At 57.8% G+C, this 21,754-nt stretch carries 23 protein-coding genes and 3 pseudogenes; 10 read left to right on the top strand and 16 right to left on the bottom strand.

Going from position 1 to position 21,754, the window contains the following annotated elements; genetic code table 11:
• Nucleotides 1-224, bottom strand: a 224-nt coding sequence (locus G485_RS0114970; protein WP_027093221.1) for a transposase, incomplete at its 3' end; no start/stop codon positions are given.
• A 244-nt stretch (nt 225-468) separates the two neighbouring features.
• Between G485_RS0114970 and G485_RS0114965 the strand changes: the two genes are divergently transcribed.
• Nucleotides 469-2,502, top strand: coding sequence for a methyl-accepting chemotaxis protein (locus G485_RS0114965; protein WP_027093220.1), 2,034 nt, complete (start codon nt 469-471; stop codon nt 2,500-2,502).
• 181 nt (nt 2,503-2,683) lie between these two features.
• Nucleotides 2,684-3,553 carry a metallophosphoesterase gene (locus G485_RS0114960; protein WP_051318314.1) on the top strand — a complete coding sequence of 290 codons (870 nt, stop codon included), beginning with the start codon at nt 2,684-2,686 and terminating at the stop codon, nt 3,551-3,553.
• Here G485_RS0114960 and ku read toward each other — a convergent pair.
• From ku to G485_RS0114940, 4 genes are all read right to left on the bottom strand, one after another.
• Nucleotides 3,544-4,329, bottom strand: a complete 786-nt coding sequence (ku, locus tag G485_RS0114955; RefSeq protein WP_169732326.1) for a non-homologous end joining protein Ku — start codon at nt 4,327-4,329, stop codon at nt 3,544-3,546. The genes G485_RS0114960 and ku overlap by 10 nt on opposite strands.
• Nucleotides 4,330-4,879: 550 nt before the next feature.
• Nucleotides 4,880-5,257 (bottom strand): IDEAL domain-containing protein, encoded by a 378-nt coding sequence (locus tag G485_RS26685; RefSeq protein ID WP_035156426.1) that lies wholly within the window; start codon nt 5,255-5,257, stop codon nt 4,880-4,882.
• Between the two features lie 163 nt (nt 5,258-5,420).
• The gene (locus G485_RS26680) at nt 5,421-6,131 is read right to left on the bottom strand and encodes a TerC family protein (protein ID WP_051318313.1); all 711 of its coding nucleotides are present in this window, start codon (nt 6,129-6,131) and stop codon (nt 5,421-5,423) included.
• Nucleotides 6,132-6,284: 153 nt separating this feature from the next.
• Nucleotides 6,285-7,223, bottom strand: coding sequence for an acetylxylan esterase (locus G485_RS0114940; RefSeq protein ID WP_027093217.1), 939 nt, complete (start codon nt 7,221-7,223; stop codon nt 6,285-6,287).
• Between the two features lie 196 nt (nt 7,224-7,419).
• On the opposite strand from G485_RS0114940, the gene yyaC reads away from it, so the two are divergent.
• A complete protein-coding gene (gene yyaC / locus G485_RS0114935) occupies nt 7,420-8,004 on the top strand; it encodes a spore protease YyaC (protein ID WP_027093216.1) in 585 nt (194 codons plus the stop codon).
• 149 nt (nt 8,005-8,153) lie between these two features.
• On the opposite strand, the gene G485_RS0114930 is transcribed toward yyaC, so the two are convergent.
• Nucleotides 8,154-8,540 carry a VOC family protein gene (locus G485_RS0114930; protein WP_205620154.1) on the bottom strand — a complete coding sequence of 129 codons (387 nt, stop codon included), beginning with the start codon at nt 8,538-8,540 and terminating at the stop codon, nt 8,154-8,156.
• Nucleotides 8,541-8,590: 50 nt separating this feature from the next.
• Between G485_RS0114930 and G485_RS29185 the strand changes: the two genes are divergently transcribed.
• Nucleotides 8,591-8,896, top strand: coding sequence for a LysR substrate-binding domain-containing protein (locus G485_RS29185; protein WP_084423326.1), 306 nt, complete (start codon nt 8,591-8,593; stop codon nt 8,894-8,896).
• Between the two features lie 13 nt (nt 8,897-8,909).
• Nucleotides 8,910-9,752 carry a protein-glutamine gamma-glutamyltransferase gene (locus G485_RS26670; protein WP_156922373.1) on the top strand — a complete coding sequence of 281 codons (843 nt, stop codon included), beginning with the start codon at nt 8,910-8,912 and terminating at the stop codon, nt 9,750-9,752.
• Nucleotides 9,753-9,772: 20 nt separating this feature from the next.
• On the opposite strand, the gene rnz is transcribed toward G485_RS26670, so the two are convergent.
• From rnz to G485_RS0114885, 7 genes are all read right to left on the bottom strand, one after another.
• Complete coding sequence (gene rnz, locus G485_RS0114915; RefSeq protein WP_027093213.1) at nt 9,773-10,699, bottom strand: ribonuclease Z; 927 nt, start codon at nt 10,697-10,699, stop codon at nt 9,773-9,775.
• A gap of 43 nt (nt 10,700-10,742) precedes the next feature.
• Nucleotides 10,743-11,015, bottom strand: a complete 273-nt coding sequence (locus tag G485_RS30455; protein WP_240489161.1) for a hypothetical protein — start codon at nt 11,013-11,015, stop codon at nt 10,743-10,745.
• Nucleotides 11,016-11,136: 121 nt separating this feature from the next.
• Entirely contained in the window at nt 11,137-12,021 is an 885-nt protein-coding gene (locus tag G485_RS0114905; protein ID WP_051318315.1) for a formylglycine-generating enzyme family protein, read from the bottom strand.
• A 136-nt stretch (nt 12,022-12,157) separates the two neighbouring features.
• Entirely contained in the window at nt 12,158-12,388 is a 231-nt protein-coding gene (locus tag G485_RS26665) for a hypothetical protein (protein ID WP_051318311.1), read from the bottom strand.
• Nucleotides 12,389-12,402: 14 nt separating this feature from the next.
• A complete protein-coding gene (locus tag G485_RS29180; RefSeq protein WP_476695855.1) occupies nt 12,403-12,744 on the bottom strand; it encodes a chromate transporter in 342 nt (113 codons plus the stop codon).
• Between the two features lie 217 nt (nt 12,745-12,961).
• The gene (locus tag G485_RS0114890; RefSeq protein WP_027093210.1) at nt 12,962-13,420 is read right to left on the bottom strand and encodes a GNAT family N-acetyltransferase; all 459 of its coding nucleotides are present in this window, start codon (nt 13,418-13,420) and stop codon (nt 12,962-12,964) included.
• Between the two features lie 136 nt (nt 13,421-13,556).
• On the bottom strand, nt 13,557-15,350 hold the full coding sequence (locus G485_RS0114885; RefSeq protein ID WP_027093209.1) for an ABC transporter substrate-binding protein: 1,794 nt from the start codon (nt 15,348-15,350) through the stop codon (nt 13,557-13,559).
• A 202-nt stretch (nt 15,351-15,552) separates the two neighbouring features.
• Here G485_RS0114885 and G485_RS0114880 point away from each other — a divergent pair, with 202 nt between their 5' ends.
• From G485_RS0114880 to G485_RS0114870, 3 genes and pseudogenes are all read left to right on the top strand, one after another.
• The gene (locus G485_RS0114880) at nt 15,553-16,425 is read left to right on the top strand and encodes an AraC family transcriptional regulator (RefSeq protein ID WP_027093208.1); all 873 of its coding nucleotides are present in this window, start codon (nt 15,553-15,555) and stop codon (nt 16,423-16,425) included.
• Nucleotides 16,426-16,535: 110 nt separating this feature from the next.
• The gene (locus tag G485_RS0114875; RefSeq protein ID WP_027093207.1) at nt 16,536-17,822 is read left to right on the top strand and encodes a glycoside hydrolase family 27 protein; all 1,287 of its coding nucleotides are present in this window, start codon (nt 16,536-16,538) and stop codon (nt 17,820-17,822) included.
• Nucleotides 17,823-17,865: 43 nt separating this feature from the next.
• Nucleotides 17,866-18,057 (top strand): annotated as a pseudogene (locus G485_RS0114870) (sulfatase); the annotation flags it as partial.
• A 17-nt stretch (nt 18,058-18,074) separates the two neighbouring features.
• Here the strand turns inward: G485_RS0114870 and G485_RS0114865 are convergent.
• Both G485_RS0114865 and G485_RS0114860 read right to left on the bottom strand, forming a co-directional pair.
• On the bottom strand, nt 18,075-19,091 hold the full coding sequence (locus G485_RS0114865) for a hypothetical protein (RefSeq protein ID WP_027093205.1): 1,017 nt from the start codon (nt 19,089-19,091) through the stop codon (nt 18,075-18,077).
• A gap of 218 nt (nt 19,092-19,309) precedes the next feature.
• Nucleotides 19,310-19,906 carry a TetR/AcrR family transcriptional regulator gene (locus G485_RS0114860; protein WP_027093204.1) on the bottom strand — a complete coding sequence of 199 codons (597 nt, stop codon included), beginning with the start codon at nt 19,904-19,906 and terminating at the stop codon, nt 19,310-19,312.
• Between the two features lie 226 nt (nt 19,907-20,132).
• On the opposite strand from G485_RS0114860, the pseudogene G485_RS26655 reads away from it, so the two are divergent.
• A pseudogene (locus tag G485_RS26655) lies at nt 20,133-21,021 on the top strand (type I glyceraldehyde-3-phosphate dehydrogenase); the annotation flags it as partial.
• On the opposite strand, the gene G485_RS31525 reads toward G485_RS26655, so the two are convergent.
• Nucleotides 20,914-21,213 (bottom strand): hypothetical protein, encoded by a 300-nt coding sequence (locus tag G485_RS31525; RefSeq protein WP_420805788.1) that lies wholly within the window; start codon nt 21,211-21,213, stop codon nt 20,914-20,916. The pseudogene G485_RS26655 and the gene G485_RS31525 sit on opposite strands and share 108 nt — an antisense overlap.
• A gap of 272 nt (nt 21,214-21,485) precedes the next feature.
• Between G485_RS31525 and G485_RS30655 the strand changes: the two are divergent.
• Nucleotides 21,486-21,754 (top strand): annotated as a pseudogene (locus tag G485_RS30655) (transposase); the annotation flags it as partial.

The following is a 21,754-nucleotide window of genomic DNA, read 5'->3' as shown; positions in this document are numbered from 1 at the left end:
TGGTTGAACAGATACGAAAGCAACGTCAGTCGGACGATCCGCTCCGGATCGGCAGCGGGACGCCCAGTACTCTCCGTATACAGTGGTGCCACCCAATCATAGACCATAGAGAAATCGATAGCTTCGTTCAACTGGCGCAAAATGTGCTTTTTCGGCACGAGTTCATCCATGTCGATGAATTGGAACAACTGAGGCTGGATGGTCGACGACTTACTTGCTTTCATGCTCAATCACTCTTTCAATGGTCGTGTTACTGTATAATTCGACAAAACCGTGGTAAAAGCCTGCTTGGCGGACTTTTTCACCGGACTTTTAGACGTTAGCTTTTAGACGGTTTGCCGCGGCAAACGTTACATAGCTGTTTAGACCGGAATTCACACGGGAGAAGGAGCGTGCGTAACCGACATAACCGCATACGGTCATCGGCAGAGAAACTAAACAGACAAGAATGAAGGTGCGGTGGAATTGATGCAGCTTGTCCGTTTGCCTAATCCGGCCAAATCCGTCGGCATGAAGCTTTTTATCGTTTTCTTCGCGAGCATTCTGACGTTCGTCGCTGCGGTGGGCGCCATTTCGTATTCGATCTCCAAAGGCATCGTGACGAAGAAGGTGTCGGAGGCCACGCGGCAAACGATCGTTCAGGCCGGCGAGAAGATGGACTTTTATTATGGCACGTTAGAAAATTTGACGTCCCAGATTTTGTTCGACAAGGACCTCATGTCGGTGCTGCGCCGGATGAGCGCGCTGGATCCGGAATCCTACGACTACATGGAGCTGACCTGGAAGGTTAGGGATAAGCTCAACACCTACACGTATTCCAATGCCGATATCGGCTCGTTGCATCTGTTCCGTCCGGACGGAACGTATATCAATCTCGGCGCTTCCGGGGGAGGCAAGAAGGGGCAGTCTTACGGCGACGAAGCCTGGTTCAAGCAGGCCGTCGACGCCGGCGAGAACGCGACCTGGCTGCCAAGTGTGGCGGCCGGCTACTCCGGGACGATGGCGTCGCCGAGCTTCGCGATCGCGCGGCCGCTGAAGGATGTGGCCTCCAGCAAGATTGTGGCCGTGCTGCTCGTTGAAATTCCGGCCGACGTCCTCGGCAAGCAGCTTGGCAACATCGCGTTGGGCGACGGGTCGTCCGTGCGGATCGTCACCGGGTCGAACGGCGTCGTGTTCGCGCCGGAAGCGTCCGAAATCGGCGCCCCGTCTGACATTCCCCTGCAGGCGGACTCCGCCGCCGACGGCTCCTATCGGGCGGAAGGCAATTTGGTCGCTTACTACAAGTCGAAGGCGACGGGATGGATCAGTCTGGGGATCGTTCCGCTTGGCGAGCTGGTCAAGGACTCGAAGGTGATCGCGAACGTGACGATCGCGATGGCGGTTCTCGCCGCCGTGGCCGCCGGTCTGATCGGCTATTTGATCGTCCGGTTCGTCGCCCGGCCGCTCTCGAAGCTAAGCGATCTGATGCAGCTCGGCTCCCAGGGCGACCTGCGGGTACGGGCCGGGCTTCGCTCCAGGGACGAGATCGGCCGGCTCGGCCGCAGCTTCGATACGATGATGGAGCAGATCACGGGGCTCGTCCGGCAGACGCGCCTGTCCGCCGACCAGGTGCTGGAGACGGCGTCGGAGCTCGCAAGCGCTTCGCGGACGACGGCCGTATCCGCCAAGGAAATCGCCGTGGCGACGGAAGAAATATCGACGGGCGCGGGAGGGCTGGCGAACGAGGCGGAGCGCGGCAACGACCTGACGCGCCGGAACGCCGAGAGCCTGCGAGACGCCATCGGCGCCAGCCGGCAGATGGAGAGCGCGGCGTCGGCCGTGCAAACCTCGAGCGCGCACGGCGCCGAATATATCGCCGGCTTGATCGCGACGACGCACGAAGCCGAAGCGATGATCCGCTCCATGGCCGAGAAGGTCGGCAAGCTGAGCGAGAGCGCCGGTTCGATCCGCCGCATCGTCGACTTGCTGAACAACGTCACGAAGCAGACGAACATTTTGTCGCTCAACGCCACGATCGAAGCGGCGCGCTCCGGCGCCGCCGGCAAAGGCTTCATGGTGGTGGCGGACGAAATTCGCTCGCTCGCTGAGCAATCCAAAGCTTCCATCGGCGAGGTCGGCGTCATCACGGAGACGATTCTGACGGAAATTCAGGAGACGGTCGGCGTCCTGTCCGGCGCTTCCCCGATCTTCCGGCAGCAGATCGACTCCATGAAGGAAGCCGACACGATCTTCAAGCAAGTGGAGCGCGACATGGGCGCCTTCCTCGGCCAACTCGACGACGTCGGCCGCTTCATGAGCGAGCTCGACCGGTCGCAGGGCGTCCTGGCCGATTCCATGAGCAACGTCAGCGCGGTCGCGCAGCAGTCGCTGGCCACGTCCGAGCAGGTGGCGTCGCTAAGCCAGGAGCAGCTTCACGTAAGCGAGCGGCTCGTCCGCCACGCGGAGCAGCTCGAACGGCTGTCCGGCTCGCTGCAAAGCGCGTTGGCGCGCTTCCAAACTTAAGCTTTCGCGAGACAGCCGATCGCCGCAGCGCGGACGATCGGCTGTTTTGCGTCTGAACGATCTCCGTCAGACGCCTTCGTCGTTCGAAGACGCCGAAGGCGTTTGGCTTGAGCGCGGCCCTTTTGTGTGCGGACCGCAATTCTGGTACTCTATTGAAGGATACGAAAGGGAGGAGAACGCCATGGGCCCGGAACTGATTGTATGGGGCGTCGTCTTCGTCGCAGCCTTGTCGCTCGGCTTCTATTCCTTCTTCATCGAACCGCGGCGATTGAGCGTGACGAGACACGAGATCCGCTCCCCGGAGCTGCCCGAAGGGTTCGACGGCGTGCGGATCGTTCAGTTCAGCGACACCCATCTCTATCACTATTATTCATTGGAACGCTTCGAGCGGCTGGTCGAGAAGATCAACGAGCTCGAGCCGGACATCGTCGCGTTCACGGGAGACTTGTTCGATGCGAGGAGGAAGAAGACGAGCACGGGCGATTCGGCGGTGTCGCCCTCTCTTGCCCGCATCCGCGCTCCGCTCGGCAAATTCGCCGTGTACGGCAATCACGATTTCGGCTACGACCGCCGCACCCGCACGTCGGGACCGCTGCTGGCCGAAGGCGGCTTCGCGGTGCTCGTGAACGAGACGCGCAAAATCGAGCTGCCAAGCGGCGAGTACATTACCGTGACGGGGCTGGACGACGGCTTGCGCGGCAGGCCGGAGCCGGAGCGGACGCTCGGCGCGCTGCCGGAGCGCGGGTTCCACCTGCTGCTCGCCCACGAACCGGACATGGCCATACGGCTTGGCGCTTATCCGGTCGACCTCCAACTGTCCGGCCATAGCCACGGCGGCCAAGTGGCTCTCCCCGGATTCGGCGCCGTCATTCGCACCGAGAACGGGCGAAAGTACGTGCGAGGCATGTTCTACCTTCGACAGACGAACCGCCGGGACCGCCCATACCGGCTGTACGTCAATCGCGGCATCGGCACGACGCGGCTGCGCGCCCGATTGGCCAGCGTGCCGGAGCTGACGGTGTTCACGCTGCGCCGCGGACCTTACGAATGACCGATGTCCTTCAAGCTGAGGCGCAGGGCCGACAGCAGATCCTCCGCCTCTCCGCCCGCTTCTTCCGGCTCGAGGAACGGAACGGGATCTTCCGGTGCCAGCCGGGCGAGTTTGGCGCCGACGAGCTTTTTCAAGGCTTCGTTATATAGATTCGAATATTGCCCAGGCTCGAAAGAGACCGTCAGATGCCCGATCAGCGCCGTGAATTCCTCTTCAAGCTGCCGGCCGGGCCCTTCCGCCCGGAGCTCCGCCGTTCCTTCGCCGGATCGCACCTCATTCGCGTAGTGAAGGGTCGTCAGCAGCAGCCGGTCTCCCGCCGCCCACAGTCCGGCCAGCTGCTGCGCGGAACGGAGCGCGATATAGCCGATCCCCATCCGTCCCTGCCGGAACAGCCCTTGATGAATCAACGCCAACGCCTCTTCCCCCGCCTCGTCATACCCGACGTAATAATACTTTTTCATGAACAAAGGGGATACATCGGCCGACGGCACGAAATGCCGCACGCGGAATCGCTTGTCCGGGACCGGAGCGATTCGCCGCAGCTCGTCCTCCCCGACCTCGACCGCCCTTCCGCCGCCCAGCTCGTACACCCTCGTCAGCCGATCGGGTACAACCGTCTCCCCGCAACGTTCGCAATATTTCACCTGGCGGACGGGATGATCGCACTCCTTGTGCCTGAGCCGCAGCACAACCTCCTTCTCCTCCGCCGCCGCGTACAGCTTGACCGGAATTTGCAGCCGCGCGATTTGAACCGTTCCTCTCCAAACTGCCTGCATCCCCTCGACCTCCCGCATCGGATTCGCCGTTCCTTTCCAGCCTATTCGCCGGGCTTGAAGCCGATTCATTGCGGGAATATAAACCGGAGAATCGAGCCGCTCGAAGCCAACGTTCAAACGAGCGACCGGTCGCTTTGCTAACGAATCGTATCGATCTTATTGTCGTCAAAACGGTATTTTTGGCGATCTAACGAACTGCAGCAACGTTAAGGAAGAAAAAATCGCAGGAATGCCGCCCGTAGCCGGCCATAGCGACGGTGGAGTTCGTTACATTTTCAAAACACGTGATTTTGACCAAATAAGGGTTATACGATTCGTTAGCCGAAGGTCCGGCAACGCTGACTGACTTGCAAAGGATTCAAATTCGCCTATTCATCTGCCGCTCGCAGCTGAGCTGCCCGTTCTGACGCAGCAGACGGACGAAACACCGTCTCGGCGAAACTTAAACTCCTGAAAAGACCAAGAAGGGACCGTTCCGATCGGTCGTTCCTACCGATGGACAGTCCCCTGACAAGACGTGAAGCCGTACGGCGCGGGCGGGTGGATGCCTTCAGTTCGTCAGCCCGGAGCCGAGCCGGTTGCGCACGGAAGCGCTGATCGTATGACGGCGTTCCCGCCGCCGCCCGGTCCCTTGCTGAAGCGCAACGAGCTTGGCGGACAACTCCCGGAACCAGGCTTCGTCCCTGGTCGACAGCGCCAGGTCGATCAGGTTCCGCAAGCCGCTCTCGTCGTCCGCGGCGTAATCCGGCAGCTTGCGGGCCGAACCGCTGCCGACGCTAATCTGCTTGCCGACCGCGGATTCGTGGTCGGATTCGGTTACGCGGATGCCTACGCTTCCTTTAAAAAGATCGACAGACTCCACGTAGCCGTACACCAATTCGCCCTGGCTCGTATTGCCGGACACCCAATCGCCGATTTCGAATTTCATGGCTTTCACCGCCCCTTCCGTCTGCTGAGTCCGAATTGTAACCATATAATAAACAAAGCGGGCAACAAAGGTTCACGTTGTACTGTAATATTAATTGTTACAGTATCGAATGTCAATGGATGCGACTCCGTCTTCATTAAAAAAAGGATAACGGCGGAAGCCGCTATCCTTTCGAACCTTTGGAGCCCGCCTTGCCGCCGTCCGGCATTTTCTCCGCCGCCAGGAGGACCAAGCGGTGAACGAGACCGGCCAGCAAGACGAGAACGGCCGTCGCCACCGAAAGCCAGCCAAGGTCCCAATCGCCCCATTCCGGCAGCCAGCTGCGAACCGCCTCCACGTCGTTCAGCATTTCGCCGGACGTGTAGCCGAGAATGGCGGCGCCGATCCAGACAACGATCGGAAACCGCTCCAGCACCTTCAGAATGAGGTGGCTGCCCCAAATAATGAGGGGAATGCCGAGCGCGATGCCGAGCGCCATGAGCCAAACGTTGTTTTGCGCGATGGAGGCGATCGCCAGCACGTTGTCCAGGCTCATGATCAAATCCGAGAGCAGGATGATTCCGACCGCCTTGCCGAGCGACCCTACGCCCTGCACCTCCTTCTCTTCCCCTTTATCCGTCAGAAGATGGTACGCAATATAGAGAAGAAGGAGCGCGCCGACGATTTTGACAGCCGGAATATCCAACAGCGCCAACGCCGCGACGGACAGCACGATCCGCAGGGCCACCGCGCCGAACGCCCCCATCCAGACGGCCCGGCGCCTCAGATGGTCCGGCAGGTTCCGGCTTGCCATCGCGATAACGACGGCGTTGTCTCCGCTCAGGATGATGTTCACAAGCAAAATTTCCCCCAGTAAAAGCAAGCTTCCCCACATCGCGTTGTCTTTCGCCTCTTTGTCCGGAAGAGTCGCCGTTCTCTTCCTCGGGATTGTCGTGATCGGATGACGGCTTGTCCGTGTCGAAGCGCGACATCTTCATCATATCACAATTGCGGCCGAACCCGCCTCCTCCTCCCCGCGGAAAGCCGTTCAGGCGAGGAAGGAAGCGATTTTCCGGAAATGATCCCCGCTCGTATAATGCCCGTTGAACGGATAAACCTGAAGCTGCTTGGGGGAGGCAATCCGGTTGTAAACGGCGAAGATCGTCTCCGGCAGGCAGATCGTGTCCTTCAGCCCCACCGAGACGAAGACGGGCTTGCGAATCCGTTCGGCCAAATTGAGCATATCGAAATAGCTGAGCGTCCGAAGCACCCGCTCCAGGTGTTCCGGATGACGGGACACGAATTCGGCCGCTTCCGTGAGTGAACCCGTCGAATTCAGAATGCCGAAATCCATATGGCACATATTCGGGATATCGGCGACCGCCTTGGACGGAATGTCGCTGAGCGCGGCTGTCAGCAGCGCCAACCCGCCGCCCTGGCTCGCCCCCGCGACGACGATCCGGCCGGCGTCGATCTCCGGCTGCGCCGCGGCCCACTGCACCGCCTTCAGCGCGTCTACCGTGATCGCCCGGTAATAGCTCGTCTCCGGATCGAGCAGCCCTTGCGTAATCCACCCCTTCGTCATCCCGAACGACTGGGGAAGCCGGTTGCCCGTCTCTCCGCCTTGCCCCCGCACGTCGACCGCGAACACCGCATACCCGAGTAGCAGCCAGTTGGCATGCTTCTCCGGATAGCTCTTGCTTCCGAGATAGCCGTGGAATAGGACGACGCAAGGCAGCTTGCCCCGCTGCGCGAACGAAGGCAGCAAATACCAGCCGTGGATCGGGGTGTCGTCGAAGCCCTCGTACGTCACCTTGTACGCTTCGATGTATGGCGACAGGCTGTCCGTCCGCTCGCGCCTGTCGTTCATCGGCCTCTGCTCCGCATCCCGAAGCGTGCATTCCCAGAACGCATCCAGATCGTCCGGCGCCGTCGCATCCGGTCTGTATTGGTGCAGGTCAGCCAATCTTTTCTCAATAGAATTCATGCTCCTCATCCCCTCTCCGCCCATCCGCTTACTCCCTCGCCTAGCCGCCAGTCCATCCTATTTTACGACAAACAACCCGATCCCCGGAAGCGAAAATCGCGCAAAAGGACTAAAGGAGGACGCCAGCGTTAGACAGACATTTCGAGATACATTATGTATCCTGTCAATAGGTCACAAGTTATGTAAAGGAGAGCCTATGATCCCTAAACCTATCGATCCCACGCCGTTAAAAGTGTTGTATACCGATCCGCTGGCATCGCTGCACCTCTCCGATCGGCTTGGCCACTATCTCCGCAAGCTTCCTTCGGACACGCGGATCGCCGTTGTCTGTCTCGGAACGGACCGGTCGACGGGAGACGCGCTCGGTCCTCTCGCCGGAACGGCCCTAAGCAAATATCGATCGCCGTTGTTCGATTTGTACGGAACGCTCGAAGAGCCCGTTCACGCCCTGAACCTCGATCCGACGCTGGAACGAATGCGGCAGAGCAGCCGGAATCCGTTCGTGATCGGCGTTGACGCCTGCCTGGGCAAATCCGCCAGCGTCGGGAGCATCATGTTGGGCGAAGGCCCGATCCACCCGGGGGCGGGCGTGAACAAAAAATTGACGCCGGTGGGCGACGTTCACGTAAGCGGCGTCGTCAACATCGGCGGCTTCATGGATCATTTGGTGTTGCAAAGCACCCGGCTGCACGTCGTCATGAGCATGGCCGACGTCATCGCGCGGGGCCTGTTCGGCGCCATACGCATGCATGCGAATACGCGCAAAGAAGCGGCGCGCTGAAATCGCTAGCCGCTTCTCGCCCTCGATAGGCAACGAGCAGCGGCAGCGCGCATCGACATTACAGGCGGTTCCACGGCCGCTTGGGCGCTGCAAGATCGAAAATCGATATTGCAGCGAAACCCAAGCCCAGGTTCGCTCCCCCGGAAGCTTCAGGCTATGTAATTGGCAATTTCCACCAGGTTGGCGTCGGGATCACGCACGTACACCGACAGAATGCGGCCGAGCGCGCCCGTCCGTTCGACCGGCCCTTCCTCGATCGCGACGCCGACGGACTCCAGATGCCGGACGACTTCTTCGATCGGCGTCTTCGTGATCAGGCAGAAGTCCTCGGACCCCGGCAACGGGGTCTGCGCTTTCGGCTCGAATTCCTTGCCGGCTTCGTGCAAATTGAACTTCTGCCGGCCGAACGCCAGCGCCTTCCGGTTGCCCCCGAACTCGACGACCTCCATGCCCAGCACCGTCCGGTACCATTCGACGGTCCGCCCGATATCGCGCACGGTCAGCACCAAATGATCCAATCCTTCGATTCGCACCATCGTCCCCGCTCCTCTTCGTCCTTTAAACTTCAACCGCCCGTTTCGAGCCGATCATCTCGTTCAAACAGGGCTACGGTCTTCGGAAAATTACCGACAAGCTGTTCCAGGAATCGGGATTCAGTCCGGATATCCGCTTCGAGGGAGAAGAGGCGCACACCATCGCCGGATTGGTCGCGGCCGGGCTCGGCGTCGCCATCCTTCCGGAGATGAAGGGAATCGACAGCGGCCTCACGCTGCTCTCCGTGCGTAATCCCGGCTGTCGCCGGGCGACCGGCATCGCCTGGATGGAAGGACGGTACTTGTCCCCGGCGGCGGAACGGTTCCGGCAGTTCGTCATCGATTATATCCGGTCGTGAAGCGCGGGCGAATATGGCCGTGCCCTTCCGGCATACGCTTCTACAACCGCTTAGGAGGAGGTCGGTTCCGATCATCACCATATCCGGCTCCCAGGCGCCCGTCGATACGGCCTCCTGGTCACCCGTCGCGAGGCAAGTGTACGAACGGAAAAACGCCAGTCCGATCGTCTACGACTACCCGTCCCTCCAACAACTGCGCTTCGAAATGGAATTGCGCGCCGCCGTCGTCGCCGCCGCCTACGAGTTAAGCGGCAGCGGGCTGCACTTCGCCGACTTCAAGCATGCCAGGTGCAACGAGGCGCTCTGGACGCTGACCCCGGAGGGCGGCTTCCGAATCCGGGCTGACGCTACGCCGGCTGACGGCATCCGGGATATTTTCGCGAACGGCGGCCAATACGCCACCGAATGCGCGACGGCCGCCATGATCGTCTTCTACAAGGGCGCTCTCGATTTGATCGGGCCGGGCGAGTTTAACCGTCTTTTTTCGGGGCTGCTGCTTTACGACTGGCATACGGAAGGCAACCTGCTGCTAACGAAATCGGCGGGCCCCGAGGAGACGTATCCCGGAGATCTTGTGTACTTCAAAAATCCCGATTTCTCCCCCGACACGCCGCAGTGGCGCGGCGAGAACGCCATCAAGGTCGAGGACGATCTCTATTACGGACACCCTTTCGGAATTACGTCCTCGCAAGCGATTCTGTCCCACTTGAACCGGTTCCGGCGCCCCGGCAGCGAAACCCCGGCCTATCTGACGGACGAGGTCGTCTATCCGAACTACCCGCTTCTCTCGTCCTTCGCCTTGGGCAGAGGGCGGATGATCATCGCGCGCATCGGCCGCTACCGGTATACGGGCTAATGGGGGCCGCTGGCTGAAATTTAGGAACGAGGCACGCTTCGTTCCAACAAATCGGAAGCGGCTTCGGTATTCGGAGAGACGGACCGGACCTCGGCGACGAGCCGCTCGACCTCTTCATCGTTGTATCGCGAGCTGATATGGGTCACGATCAACTTGCGGGCCCCCGCTTCGGCGGCGGTGGCGGCGGCTTGCGCAATCGTCGAATGACCGTAGGCGGCCGCCTTCTCCTCCATGCCGATGCCGAACGTCGCCTCATGGACGAGCAAATCCGCGTCCTTGGCCAGTCTGACCGAGCTCTCGCACGGGCTTGTATCGCCAAGGATCGTGACGACCCGCCCTTTCCTTGGCGGGCCGACGACGTCGGCCGAGCGAACGGTTTGCCCGTCAGGCAGCGTGACGTCCTCTCCCCGCCGGAGCTTGCCGTACAGCGGCCCCGGGGGAACGCCCAGCCGCGCCAAAGCGGTCAAATCCAGCCGCCCGGGCCGATGAGACTCGGCCACGCGGTAACCGAAGCTGCGCACCCGGTGGTTCAGCTCCGCCGCCTCGACCGTGTAGCCGGCGTCCTCTAGTTCGACGGGTCCGCCTTCAATCTCCGCGATGTCGACCTCATAATTGAGATGCGCCTCGCTATAGCGAAGCGCGCCTTCGATATAACCGCGAAGCCCCGGCGGCCCGTACAGGCGCAGCTTGCCGGCACCCTCGTAATACGTGCGGCTGCCGAGCAGACCGGGCAGTCCGTATACGTGATCGCCGTGCATATGCGTGACGAAGATCCGCTCCAGCTTGTTCAGCTTGAGCCCCGTCTGAAGGAGACGCTGCTGTGTCCCCTCTCCGGCGTCGAACAGCCAGAAGCGGTTGTGGTGCTCCGTAAAAACAAGCGCAATGGAGGAAACGTTCCGCGCAAGCGTCGGCCGTCCGGCGCCCGTACCCAGAAAAATCAGCTTCAATACCCGCACCCCGTATTCCCGAAATCTTTTGCTCCGTTGGAAGTCAATTTATATTATGCCATTTTTGCCATAAATAAAAAAATAGAAGGCAACCCGGCATTTCGGCCGTTTGCCTCTTCCTGCCGAGAACGCCCGCCTTCCCCGCCAATAGACCGTCGGCGGAAGCCCGAAGCCGCAGTTCCCCCGCCTGCCGGCCGGACTGTACAATCGCCAGGCATCTGCCGCGATGCGTCTTCCCTCGGTTCCCCTTGTAAGGCTCGACGGTCGAAAGGACCGGATCGATTCCGGCTGTAAGCCCTTCCAAAACTTCACGCATCTTGAGTCTCATTTGCTTTTCTCCCTCAATCTCACTCGGGATTGCCATCTAAATTCAATAGCTTCATCTTATCCCGAAGCGAACGCGCCTTGGGCGCGCTCGCTTCATCGGTTGAGGGCCGCTACTCCCGGACCGGATCCGCAACGACACGAAAACCCGTATTGCCGGTCGAGCTGTCCGGGGTATTGCCGCTTCTCGCCGCGACCCGGTAACGGTTGCAATAGGAGCGGTGGCACAAGTAAGAGCCGCCCCGCATGGAACGCTTCCCCGTCGGTTCCGTGAAGAGGGGGTTATCGGTAGACGTCAGCTTGTGATATTGCGGACTGAACCAGTCCGCGCACCATTCCCATACATTGCCCGACATATTATAAAGCCCGTAGCCGTTCGGCTCATAGGCGTCTACGGGCGCCGTTCCGACATAACCGTCGCTGGCGTTGTTCTTCACCGGAAATTTGCCCTGCCAAATGTTGCACATATGTTTGCCTTCCGGCTTCAGCAGATCTCCCCACGGATAGGTCTTCCCCTTCAATCCGCCTCTGGCCGCGTATTCCCATTCCGCTTCCGTAGGCAGGCGGGTCCCCGACCAGGCGCAATACGCCATCGCGTCGTTCCAGGACACATGGACGACCGGATGGTCCATCCGATCCTCGATCGACGAATCCGGTCCTTCCGGCTTGGCCCAATAGGCCCCATGCACAACCAGCCACCAAGGGACTTGCTGAGGCACTTCCGACACTTGCTTCCGGCTCTCCTCCGAGACCAGCAAATGAAAGACGAAAGACCAGCCGAACCGCTCCGCCTCCGTGACGTAGCCCGTCGCTTCGACGAATTCCTGAAAATCGCGGTTGGTGACCGTATAGGGAGAGATAAGAAACGGATCGACGCGAACCTTCCGTACGGGTCCTTCTCCGTCCGACGGGAATCCTTCGGCCGTGTCGGTTCCCATCTCGAACTCACCGCCCTCGAGCAGAACGAATCGGTCTAACAGATTTGTTCTGTCGGTCATTCTATCCGAACCGGAGCCCGGCCGTTCCGTTCCGGTCGGCGAAGAAGGCGCCCGGCCGGCTGCGCAGCAAGATTGAATCGATTTCAAGACATTCGTCCCTTTCTCTCCGGTCTGAGCTTCGGCCGTTCTTCCGGCGCTAACTGTACAGGGCGATACCGACAAGCCCTGATACTATAATAACGGAGACCGGATGTTTGCGAAATACAAAGAGGGCCAGCAGCGATCCTGCAAAAATAAGGATCTGCATGGCGGTAAACCACGAAAACGAAGACACGATCCCGTTGCCCTTCGTGAAGGCGATAGCCGCATAAACGATCAGTCCGGTCACGATGGCGCGAAGACCGTACATCGACGATCTGAACAGCATGACATCTCCCCCGGTCAAATCATGTAATCGTACACTTGCTCATCCTGAGGCAAGACCGGAGGAGCCCCCGCTTTCGTTTTGATCCGGACGATCGCCGCACCGACCGCCGCGCCGCCGAGAATGACAAATATCGGATGGATGTGCGAATGCCCGAAGTACAGCACCGTCACCGTCGCCGCGATGAGCAGAACGGCCGTCTTGTCCACGGCGGCCGTCTTGCCGATCCTGTAAGCCGCGTATACGATCAGGGCCGCAATGGCCGGCCGCATCGCCGTCATCGCGGCCACGATCTTGGGGTTATCCCTCCACCGCAGGAACAAAACCGACAGTCCGATGACGATGGCGAACGTGGGCAGAAATACGTGCCGAACTTTACGAAGGGAAACCTGAAAGAGGATGCGGTCGCCGTAGGGGCGGCTCTCATGATGTGGAACGATATGGCGATCTGACTCGATCCAACATTCGCAGATGAGTCTTCAAAAAAAGAGGAAGACCGCCGCAGGGTCCTCCTCCTTCTCGTATGCGAGCTGGTAAACGTACGTTGGGATAGCCCCAATCGGCGAATTCCCATATTCATCCCAATTCCTTGGTCATAAAAGCGCTATAGGGATCTTCCGTATAATCCGCGAACGGCCCGCAATACTCGAACCCGAAGCTTTCATACAGCTTCCGTGCAGGCTCGAAAGCTTCCATGGAGCCCGTCTCCAGACTGAGCCGCCGGTAGCCTCGCCGCTTGGCTTCCTCCACGATGTGCTCCAGCATCCGTCTGGCGACTCCCTTTCTTCGATGGGCCTCGGAAGTCCGCATCGATTTGACCTCGCCATGGTAAGGATCAAGTTCCTTCAGCGCCCCGCAGCCGAGCAGCTCGCCCTGTTCCCATACGGTCCAGAACGTCACGTCCGGCTTTTTCAATCCGTCCAGATTTAGCGCATGTACACTTTCCGGCGGAGACAGAAGATTCATGTTTTGCAGATGTTCCCCGATCAGCGCAGCCACCTCGGGCCCGGTCAGGTCGTCCAATTTAATCTCCAATCCAATCACTCCATCATCGTCATCGTCCCGTTTAAAAGCGCATCCCTCTCATTACCGATGCGTGTTGAGCCTGATTATAACCCCGAACTTGTCCTCGGAAAAGATCAAAAATCTCCCCGCTTCTTTTCTGCTTTTCTTATGGAATTTTTGGATTTTTAAACCAGATGTCTTTGAAATCCGCCCAACCTAAAGGATTGAACTTCACGCCCTGCAAGGACGGATGCGACAGCATGCTCGCTTCTTTATAGGTCAAATAGACAGCCGTATAATGCTTCGCCAGATAAGCTTCCAGCTCCCGAAGCAGCTCTCGCCGTGCGTCCGGATTCGGCTCCCGGAGCAGTTGTCCGATATGCCGGTCCGCATCCGCTTGCAGTTCCGGATGGAGCGCGCTGCGTATAAAGCTGTTCCGCGACAGAAAGTATTCGATTTGGCGCAGTACCCCTTCGCTCAGCACGGCCTCGAACAAAATGAAATCGGCCGCCTGAATCCGCTCCGGCTTCATCAATTCCGCCCAAGGCACGATGCGCACTTCAAGGCGAATGCCGATTTGCCCGTAGCATTGCTGCAGCCAGAACGCGGCCGGCTCGTGCCGTTTATAGGTGTACAGCTTCAGCGTCTCGCCGAGATAGCCGGACCGCTTCAGCTCCCTTGCCGCAACGTTCGGCTGATAGAACGGATCTTCCTCGCCGGGGTCATCTTCCATATGAAAACCCGCAGCCGGCGCCGAGTGGGGGTATCCGAGCTCGCGGACCATTCGCCTGCGGTCGACGGCATGAACAAGCGCTTTTCGAAACGAGACGTTCTGCAAGATGCCTTCTTTGCCCAAATGGATCGTGAGCGTGCCGCACCCGGTCAGCAACCGATGCTCGTCCCACTGCTGCAAAGAGGACTTCGCCGCTTCCCCGGTCTGCACCACCAGCCATCCCGGGTCGATCCTCAACCCGAATTCCCCGCTCGCTTCCGGGACGATGAGAATTTCGATGCGATCCATCAATCCGCGGCCCATGAAATAAGCCGGAAAAGCTTCCAGCACGCAAATTCCCGGCGTAAACTTCACCACCCGATAGGAGCCCGCTCCGACCGGGAGCCGATCCGGATCCGCGAAGCGGCTTCCTGCGGGAACGATCGAAGCCGCCGAATGGGACATGTACCAGGCAAACAGGTAGTTGGGCTGACGAAGTTTGATCGTCAAAACGTAACGCGACTCCACCCGGATCTCCGCAATGTCCTGGCAAAGCCAGCGATGGTTGTTCGATTCCTGCCTCACCCGCAGCAGGGTGTATTTCACATCTTCGGCCGCAAGCTCCGTACCGTCATGGAAGAGCACCCCTTTGCGCAAATAAAACGTCCAGACGGCGGCATCCTCGCTTGCTTCCCAGGAATGCGCGACGCCCGGGGAGAGGCGGCCCGTCTCGGCATCTCCTTGCACGAGCGTCGCATAAATTTGCTTGATCATATGGGTGTCAAAAGCGTAAAACGCATTCGCCGGGTCCAGCGTCACGATCGGGCGATAGATCGGCAGCCGGAGCGTTTCGATCGTGCGGTCCTCTTGGGCAGCTTCCTCCCGGTAGCCGAAATACCGCGACAGCCACTCCATAAACCGCGTCCTGGCGTCGGCCCCGTTCGCATGCTCGCTTAACCAGACAAGCGCGCCTTGAACGTCCCCTTGCTTCACAAGCTCCTCCGCCTCCCGGATCGCGAGCTCTTGTCCGTCCAGGAAGAACGTCAGCTCCGAAGCGTGGCCTCTTCCCCGTCCGGATACGAAGCGTACCCATTGCAGGTCGCTCATTTTGCGGACGACCAGCCTGGCGTTCCGGGGCGTACAGTATAAAGCTTTGGCCAGCTCGTCCAGCGTCACGCGAAACGGTTCCCCTACCGCCGGTTCCGGAAAGGCGCTGCGAAGCTGCAAATAATCTTCCGCCAATCTCACATTGGATTGCCCCTCTTAGCCGTTCCCCAGAATTTCATATCCGTTTGCCTTCGTCACTCCTTTCACATTACCTTCGTCCTGCCGGAAAAGCAATAATCGACGCCATGTTTGCAGCGGGGACTTCCCCGATCCGTCGTTCGTTCTGGTACAATGAAAACAGAAGGCCGCCGAGCCATGCTGTTGCGGACAGGAGTGTTTGATCATGAATTCCGGCGATTACGGAACGTATGGCTTCCGATTTTCCGAATTTCCCGAATTGGCGCTGTGCAGCCTCTTCGCCACCGGACTTGAGCGCGTGCAGGACGCCGCTTACCGGTGGGACGGAATGACCCGAACGGACGGGCCGCTGCTCCTGTTCCAGTACACGTTGGAAGGCGAAGGCATCTATGAGGACAAGGACGGAGCGCACCGGGTCGGACCCGGTCAAGCGTTCCTCGCGGACATTCCGAGCGAGCACCGGTACTACTTCCCCGAAGGGCAACACCGCACCTGGGAGTTTGCCTTCCTTCTCATCCGCCCCCGCCTGGTGCTGCCGAATTGGCAAGAAGCGCTGGCGAAGCTGGGCCGAACCCCGCAGCTGCCCCTGGGGAGCAGCCCCGTTCGCCTGCTCCTCCATATATACGAAGAAGCCAAGGGAGGACGAATAACGGACCCTTACCGGGCCTCGTCCTACGTCTATCAATTTATAGCGGAATTGTGCCGATTCTCCCTGTTCAGCCGGCCGGAATGGCCGGAGAAAATCAAAGCCGCGGTATCGCTCATCGAATCGCGCTACGCTTCCATGCTGAGTCTGGACCAGTTGGCGGACGAGCTGCAAATGTCCAAGTACCATTTCCTGCGATCGTTCGCCGCCGCCGTCGGAATGACGCCGAACGAATATTTGAATCGCGTGAGAATCGAACGCGCAATGGAGCTTCTTCGGCAATCGGACGAGAACGTCGAACAAATCGCGGAGCGGGTCGGCTATTCCAGCGGGAGCTACTTCATTAAGGCGTTCCGCCGCCGTACCGGATTGACGCCCGGGACGTTCCGGAAGGGAGATCCTCTCGTTCTGAACCGGCTCTACTTCGATTGACCGCAATATCGTACCATTTTCCAGACAACTTTACTGTAGAACTTGCCATTGCCGTGACGTTATGATGAGGTCAAGATCGCAATATTTCGATAGAAAGCGAGGACCCTATCATGCGGCATCACGCATGCGCTCCCACTCCGCCTATGGGATGGAACAGTTGGGATTGTTACGGTGCAGCCGTTACGGAAGAGGAAGTACGGGGCAATGCGGCCTACATGGCCGAACATTTGAAGCCTTACGGCTGGGAATATGTCGTCGTGGATATCCAATGGTACGAGCCGGGCGCTCATTCTTCCCAGTATCGCCCGTTCGTGCCGCTCGAGACCGATGCGTATTCGCGCCTCGTTCCGGCGGCGAACCGGTTCCCTTCGGCCGCCGGCGGGAACGGGTTCGGACCGCTTGCGGATTACGTGCACAGCCTCGGGCTCAAGTTCGGCATCCATATGATGCGCGGCATCCCGCGTCAGGCCGTTCACCAGAACACACCGATCAAAGGCTCCACGGCGACCGCCCGCGATATCGCGCACCCGAACTCTATCTGTCCGTGGAACACGGATATGTACGGCGTCGACCCGGGCAAGGAGGGCGCCCAGGCTTATTACGATTCCCTCTTCGAGCTTTATGCGGAATGGGGCGTCGACTTCGTGAAGGTAGACGACATCGCGGCCTCCAGGCTTTACGGCACCCACCGGGGAGAGATCGAATTGATTCGCCGCGCGATCGACCGCTGCGGTCGTCCAATGGTTCTGAGCCTGTCTCCGGGACCGGCCCCCGTCGCGTTAGCCGATTTTTTCGAAGAGAGCGCCAACATGTGGCGGATGACGGACGACTTCTGGGATCAATGGCCGCTTCTGCTCGATATGTTCGACCGGTGCGAGCAATGGCAAGGCAGGCCGGCGCCCGGCAGATGGCCGGATTGCGACATGCTGCCGCTCGGCCATATCGGCATTCGCTCGGTGGACGGCGGCGGCGCGGACCGCTGGACGCGCTTCACGCGGGACGAACAGATCACCATGATGACGTTATGGTCGATTTTCCGGTCTCCGCTCATGTTCGGCGGCGAGCTGCGGGACAACGACGGCTGGACGCTGTCTCTGCTGACGAATCGCGACGTGCTCGACATACACCGCCAGAGTGACGGAGCGCGGCAAATCCTTCGGGAAGGAAGCCGGATCGTCTGGGCGGCGGAAGGACCGAACGATGCGCGTTATGCGGCCTTGTTCAACACCGGGGACGAGGCGCAGGCGGTGCGCGTGTCCTTGCAACAGCTGGGCTGCCGCGGCTCCGTTCGAGGGAAGGAGCTGTGGACGGGACGCGAGACGGGCAGCTTGGACGGCCATTTGAGCGCCGTTATACCGCCCCATGGAGCCGCGCTTTACCGGCTTGATCGTACATGAACGCCAATAGGCTGTCCCAAAGCCATCAATAGGCTCAGGGACAGCCTCAGTATTGCAACTCTACGCACTTTGGCTGGAAGAACAAGGCTGCGCCAATTGGCGGGAATACTTCCTTCCTCCGACGGGCACGATGGATCCCTCGATCACGTACAAATGGCCCATTCCGGAACAGTTCCATTACAACGCCTGGATTGCGGAACGAACGAACTCCCGTCTGGAACAATATAAGAAGTCGGGTTAAATAATCCCCTTTCATTTAATTGGTAAAATTAACTCTTTCAAAGTTCGTAACGCCGACTCTTCATCGCTCCTTAACAGTTCGCATTTGTTTCTTAATTTCAAATGATCCAGTTTGCCGGTCATGCTTTTCTTGATTAAGGAGTAACGAATGGACTTCAAGTATCCGATGATTCGATCGAACGATTCGATGGTTTCGGTGCCGATTCGATGGATGGATTGAAGGAATAACATGAAGTGTTTGCGGGAGCCGATAAGAATGGTGATGACCTGAAGCAATTTGTCTTCTTGCTGCAAGGGCTGATCCATGCTTGCACTCGCAATGATGTCCGGGATCTCTGTATACAAATCAAAATCCATGCACGACTTGCTCAGCATGTCTTCAAATCTGGGATAGAAAACATCGCGCAAATAGGACTTATGTCGGTTGAAATCAATCTCGTAATAAATGATGTCCCATTTCGATTCCAACGTTTCGTGCATGCCGTAATCGAATTCATGATCGTAGAAGGATGAGAGGGATCCCTCGTCGCACTCATAGGTGATATAATCCCTGCCGCTTCGGTATAAATCGGAATCGTAAATATCGTCTCTTACCTCGTAACGGCCGGTTGACGGGTTCAAGCCGCAGATCATGACGGAATGCAGCTCATGACGCTTCATATAGTGACGCTTCATATAGGTGTTTTGCTTATAGGGAAGCCTGTATCCGTCCCCAAATAATAGAGCCACATCGTTACGTTCCAAACTGTCGGATAAATCGTTTCGGATCGAGCGGAAATCGGCGGCATGGAGCCGGCGAGTTTTAATATCGAGCAAATTCAATTCCTGCTCGTTGGCGACCTTATCCAGGTACAGATTTCGGTTCATCCCCTGATCGTAAATGGATCGGAATACTTCTCTCGGCTGCTCGTACGCGCCGTAGAATAACAAATCGATCGCAACGCCCTTTGAATGCAAGTAACTGACGGACTGGTTTCTTCTGCAGTTGAGGTATTGATCGTTCAAGTCATACTTTGGAATCGTTAACACGGCTGCACTTCCTTAGGGTGGACCATGGCCTTATGCATCCTGCAGCTCAGAAATGAGTTCGCTGATTTTGCGTATGCTGGAGAAGTGTTCGAGGCGGACAATATCTTCATCGAAGCTGACCCCCAACTCTTCTTCAAGCAGTACGATCGTCTTGACGATGCAAAAAAATCCGGTTGGTTCAACCGGATCCCGACTTGGGCGACCGTATTTACGGGAAGTTATTGTTTAAGCAAAAATAGCTTTAAATACTTGGAAACGTGTTCGGCGGTGTCTCGAATATGTTGGTTATTTCCATCCAGTTTACTGAGCATGATGCTTCCTTCGAGCGAAGCGATCAAGAAGGTGGATAACGAATCGGGATCTGCGTCCGTCCGAAACTCTCCGTTTTCCATCCCCTGCCGCAGGATGTCTTTGACCGTCTGCTTCATCGAATCCAGGGTGCGCTTCGCTTTCTCCAACAGCAAAGGATGACCGTCGTCGTTCTCCACAGCCGTATTTAACATCGGACATCCTCCGGTAAAAGGAGGGTTATCCACTACGTTGCTATAAACTTCAAAAAAGGAGATCAGCCTCTCGTATGCGGATTTTTTCTCCGCCAGAGCCGCATTGAATTTCGACCTCACGACGCTAACCGCAAAATCGTATGCCTCCAGCGCAATTTCGTCCTTATTGGAAAAATGGCGGTAAATTCCGCCCTTCTGAATTCCGGTCGATTGAATGATTTCATTCAGGGATACCCCCGCATATCCATGCGTGTTAAAAAGGGCCGCCGATTGCTGGATGATACGCTCGCGTGTTTGCTCACCTTTTCTCATAAGAGCCCCCTCCGAATCCTCATGATAAAACCATTATACTGCGTTAACGGTTTTTGGCAATTTTATTGCAAGTGTAATGGAAAATTTTACTTGACTTTAGCGGAAAATATGGATTAAAATTCGATCACAAAGATACTGATCGGTCTCTTTTTACGAAGAGGGATTTGAGCTGGTATTGGCTTCAATAGGCTTATGTTTGCATTTTCAAAAAATTGGAGGTATTGGAATGGGGACAAGAGTGGGGATTAACGGATTTGGACGTATTGGCCGCAACGTGTTTCGGGCTGCCTTTAACCGCGATGATGTCGAGATCGTTGCGGTTAACGATCTGACGAACGCTGAGACGATGGCGCATTTGCTGAAATATGATTCCATCCAGGGAGAGTTTCATGCCGATGTGGAAGCCAAAGACGGACATCTGTTCGTGAACGGCAAAGAAATCAAAGTGCTGACGGAGCGCGACCCTGCAGAACTTCCCTGGTCGAAATACGGTGTCGAATTGGTCATCGAATCGACCGGGCGGTTTAATGATAAAACGAAGGCCGAAGCCCATATTACGAGCGGCGGAGCCAAGAAAGTCATCATTTCCGCCCCGGCAAAAAACGAGGATCTCACGATTGTTCTGGGGGTCAACGAAGACAAATACAATCCTCCATTCTTATACCAACGATCAACCGGTTCTCGACACGCCCCATTCCGACTTGCGCCGCGCCCGCTCCGCGGCATTGTCGATCATCCCCACCACCACCGGTGCCGCAAAAGCGATCGGACTTGTGCTGCCTGAGCTGAACGGCAAAATCCACGGCTATTCGATGCGCGTTCCCACGCCGGCCGTCTCCGCCGTCGACTTCAGCTTCGAAGTTTCTTCCCCCGTAACGGTAGCCGACATCAATTCCGCGTTAAAGTCCGCGTCGGAAGGTCCCCTCAAAGGCATATTGGGTTACAGCGAACTGCCGCTCGTATCCAAGGACTATCTCGGCAATCAACTGTCTTCGGTTATCGATGCCTTATCCACAATGGTCATCGACGGAACCATGGCAAAGGTCGTTTCCTGGTTCGACAATGAATGGGGATACTCCAACCGTGTTGTAGACCTGACCGCTTATATGGCTCGGCTCTCCCCTCTCTCCCTTTAGAATCGGAACGGCGGGGTGCCCCAGGCGGTGAAGAGCCGCTCGGGCAGCCGTGCGTCCCAATGTAAATTCCGTCTTCCGCTTGGGAAGAGCTTGAGGATGAATCAGCCCCTGCTCGTCAGCCAAGAGCGAGTAATCTCCCGCATGCTTTTCATTCGCAATTCCGATCCCCATGTTCGGCATCTGCAAGCGATCGGTGACGGCTTCTCTCAATCGATCCAACATGATATAGACAGTACACCTCCGCATCATCTGCCTGAATGGTGAGCTCGAACCTAGCCCCTAGAAGGAGTATTTTAGCTATATTGTACAAGATAGGTAGGGTTGAAGTTTGTTCATTCATGTCGATTAGAATAAAAAAACTACGACAGCAAGATTCACTAACAGGATTTTCCTTTCTTTTGTCGAAGTAAAAGGGGATCAACTTTGTAAAGGAGTTGCCCCCTATGCTTCCTAAAAATCGGTTAGGTGCTGCCCCCCGGATCTATTTCCGAACCGAAATGACGCACTGCCCGCATTGCGAAACGAAGCTGCAACGTTCGCATACGGCCTGGCATAAAAAGATTTCCACGCTGAACGGTGTCATCGACGCATGGAGCATGGCGTACGCTTGCAAGAATCCAACATGCTCGCATACGGGCGTCTCGTATAAATCAGCCGAAGCGGAGATGCTCAGCATGAAGCACTCGTCCTATGGCTACGATGTGCTGGCTCT

It is taken from the genome of Cohnella thermotolerans DSM 17683 (assembly GCF_000429825.1).
GTDB classification, from domain to species: domain Bacteria; phylum Bacillota; class Bacilli; order Paenibacillales; family Paenibacillaceae; genus Cohnella; species Cohnella thermotolerans.
The sequence above is the reverse complement of the archived record's forward strand: the minus strand, read 5'-3'. Positions and strand labels throughout refer to the sequence as shown.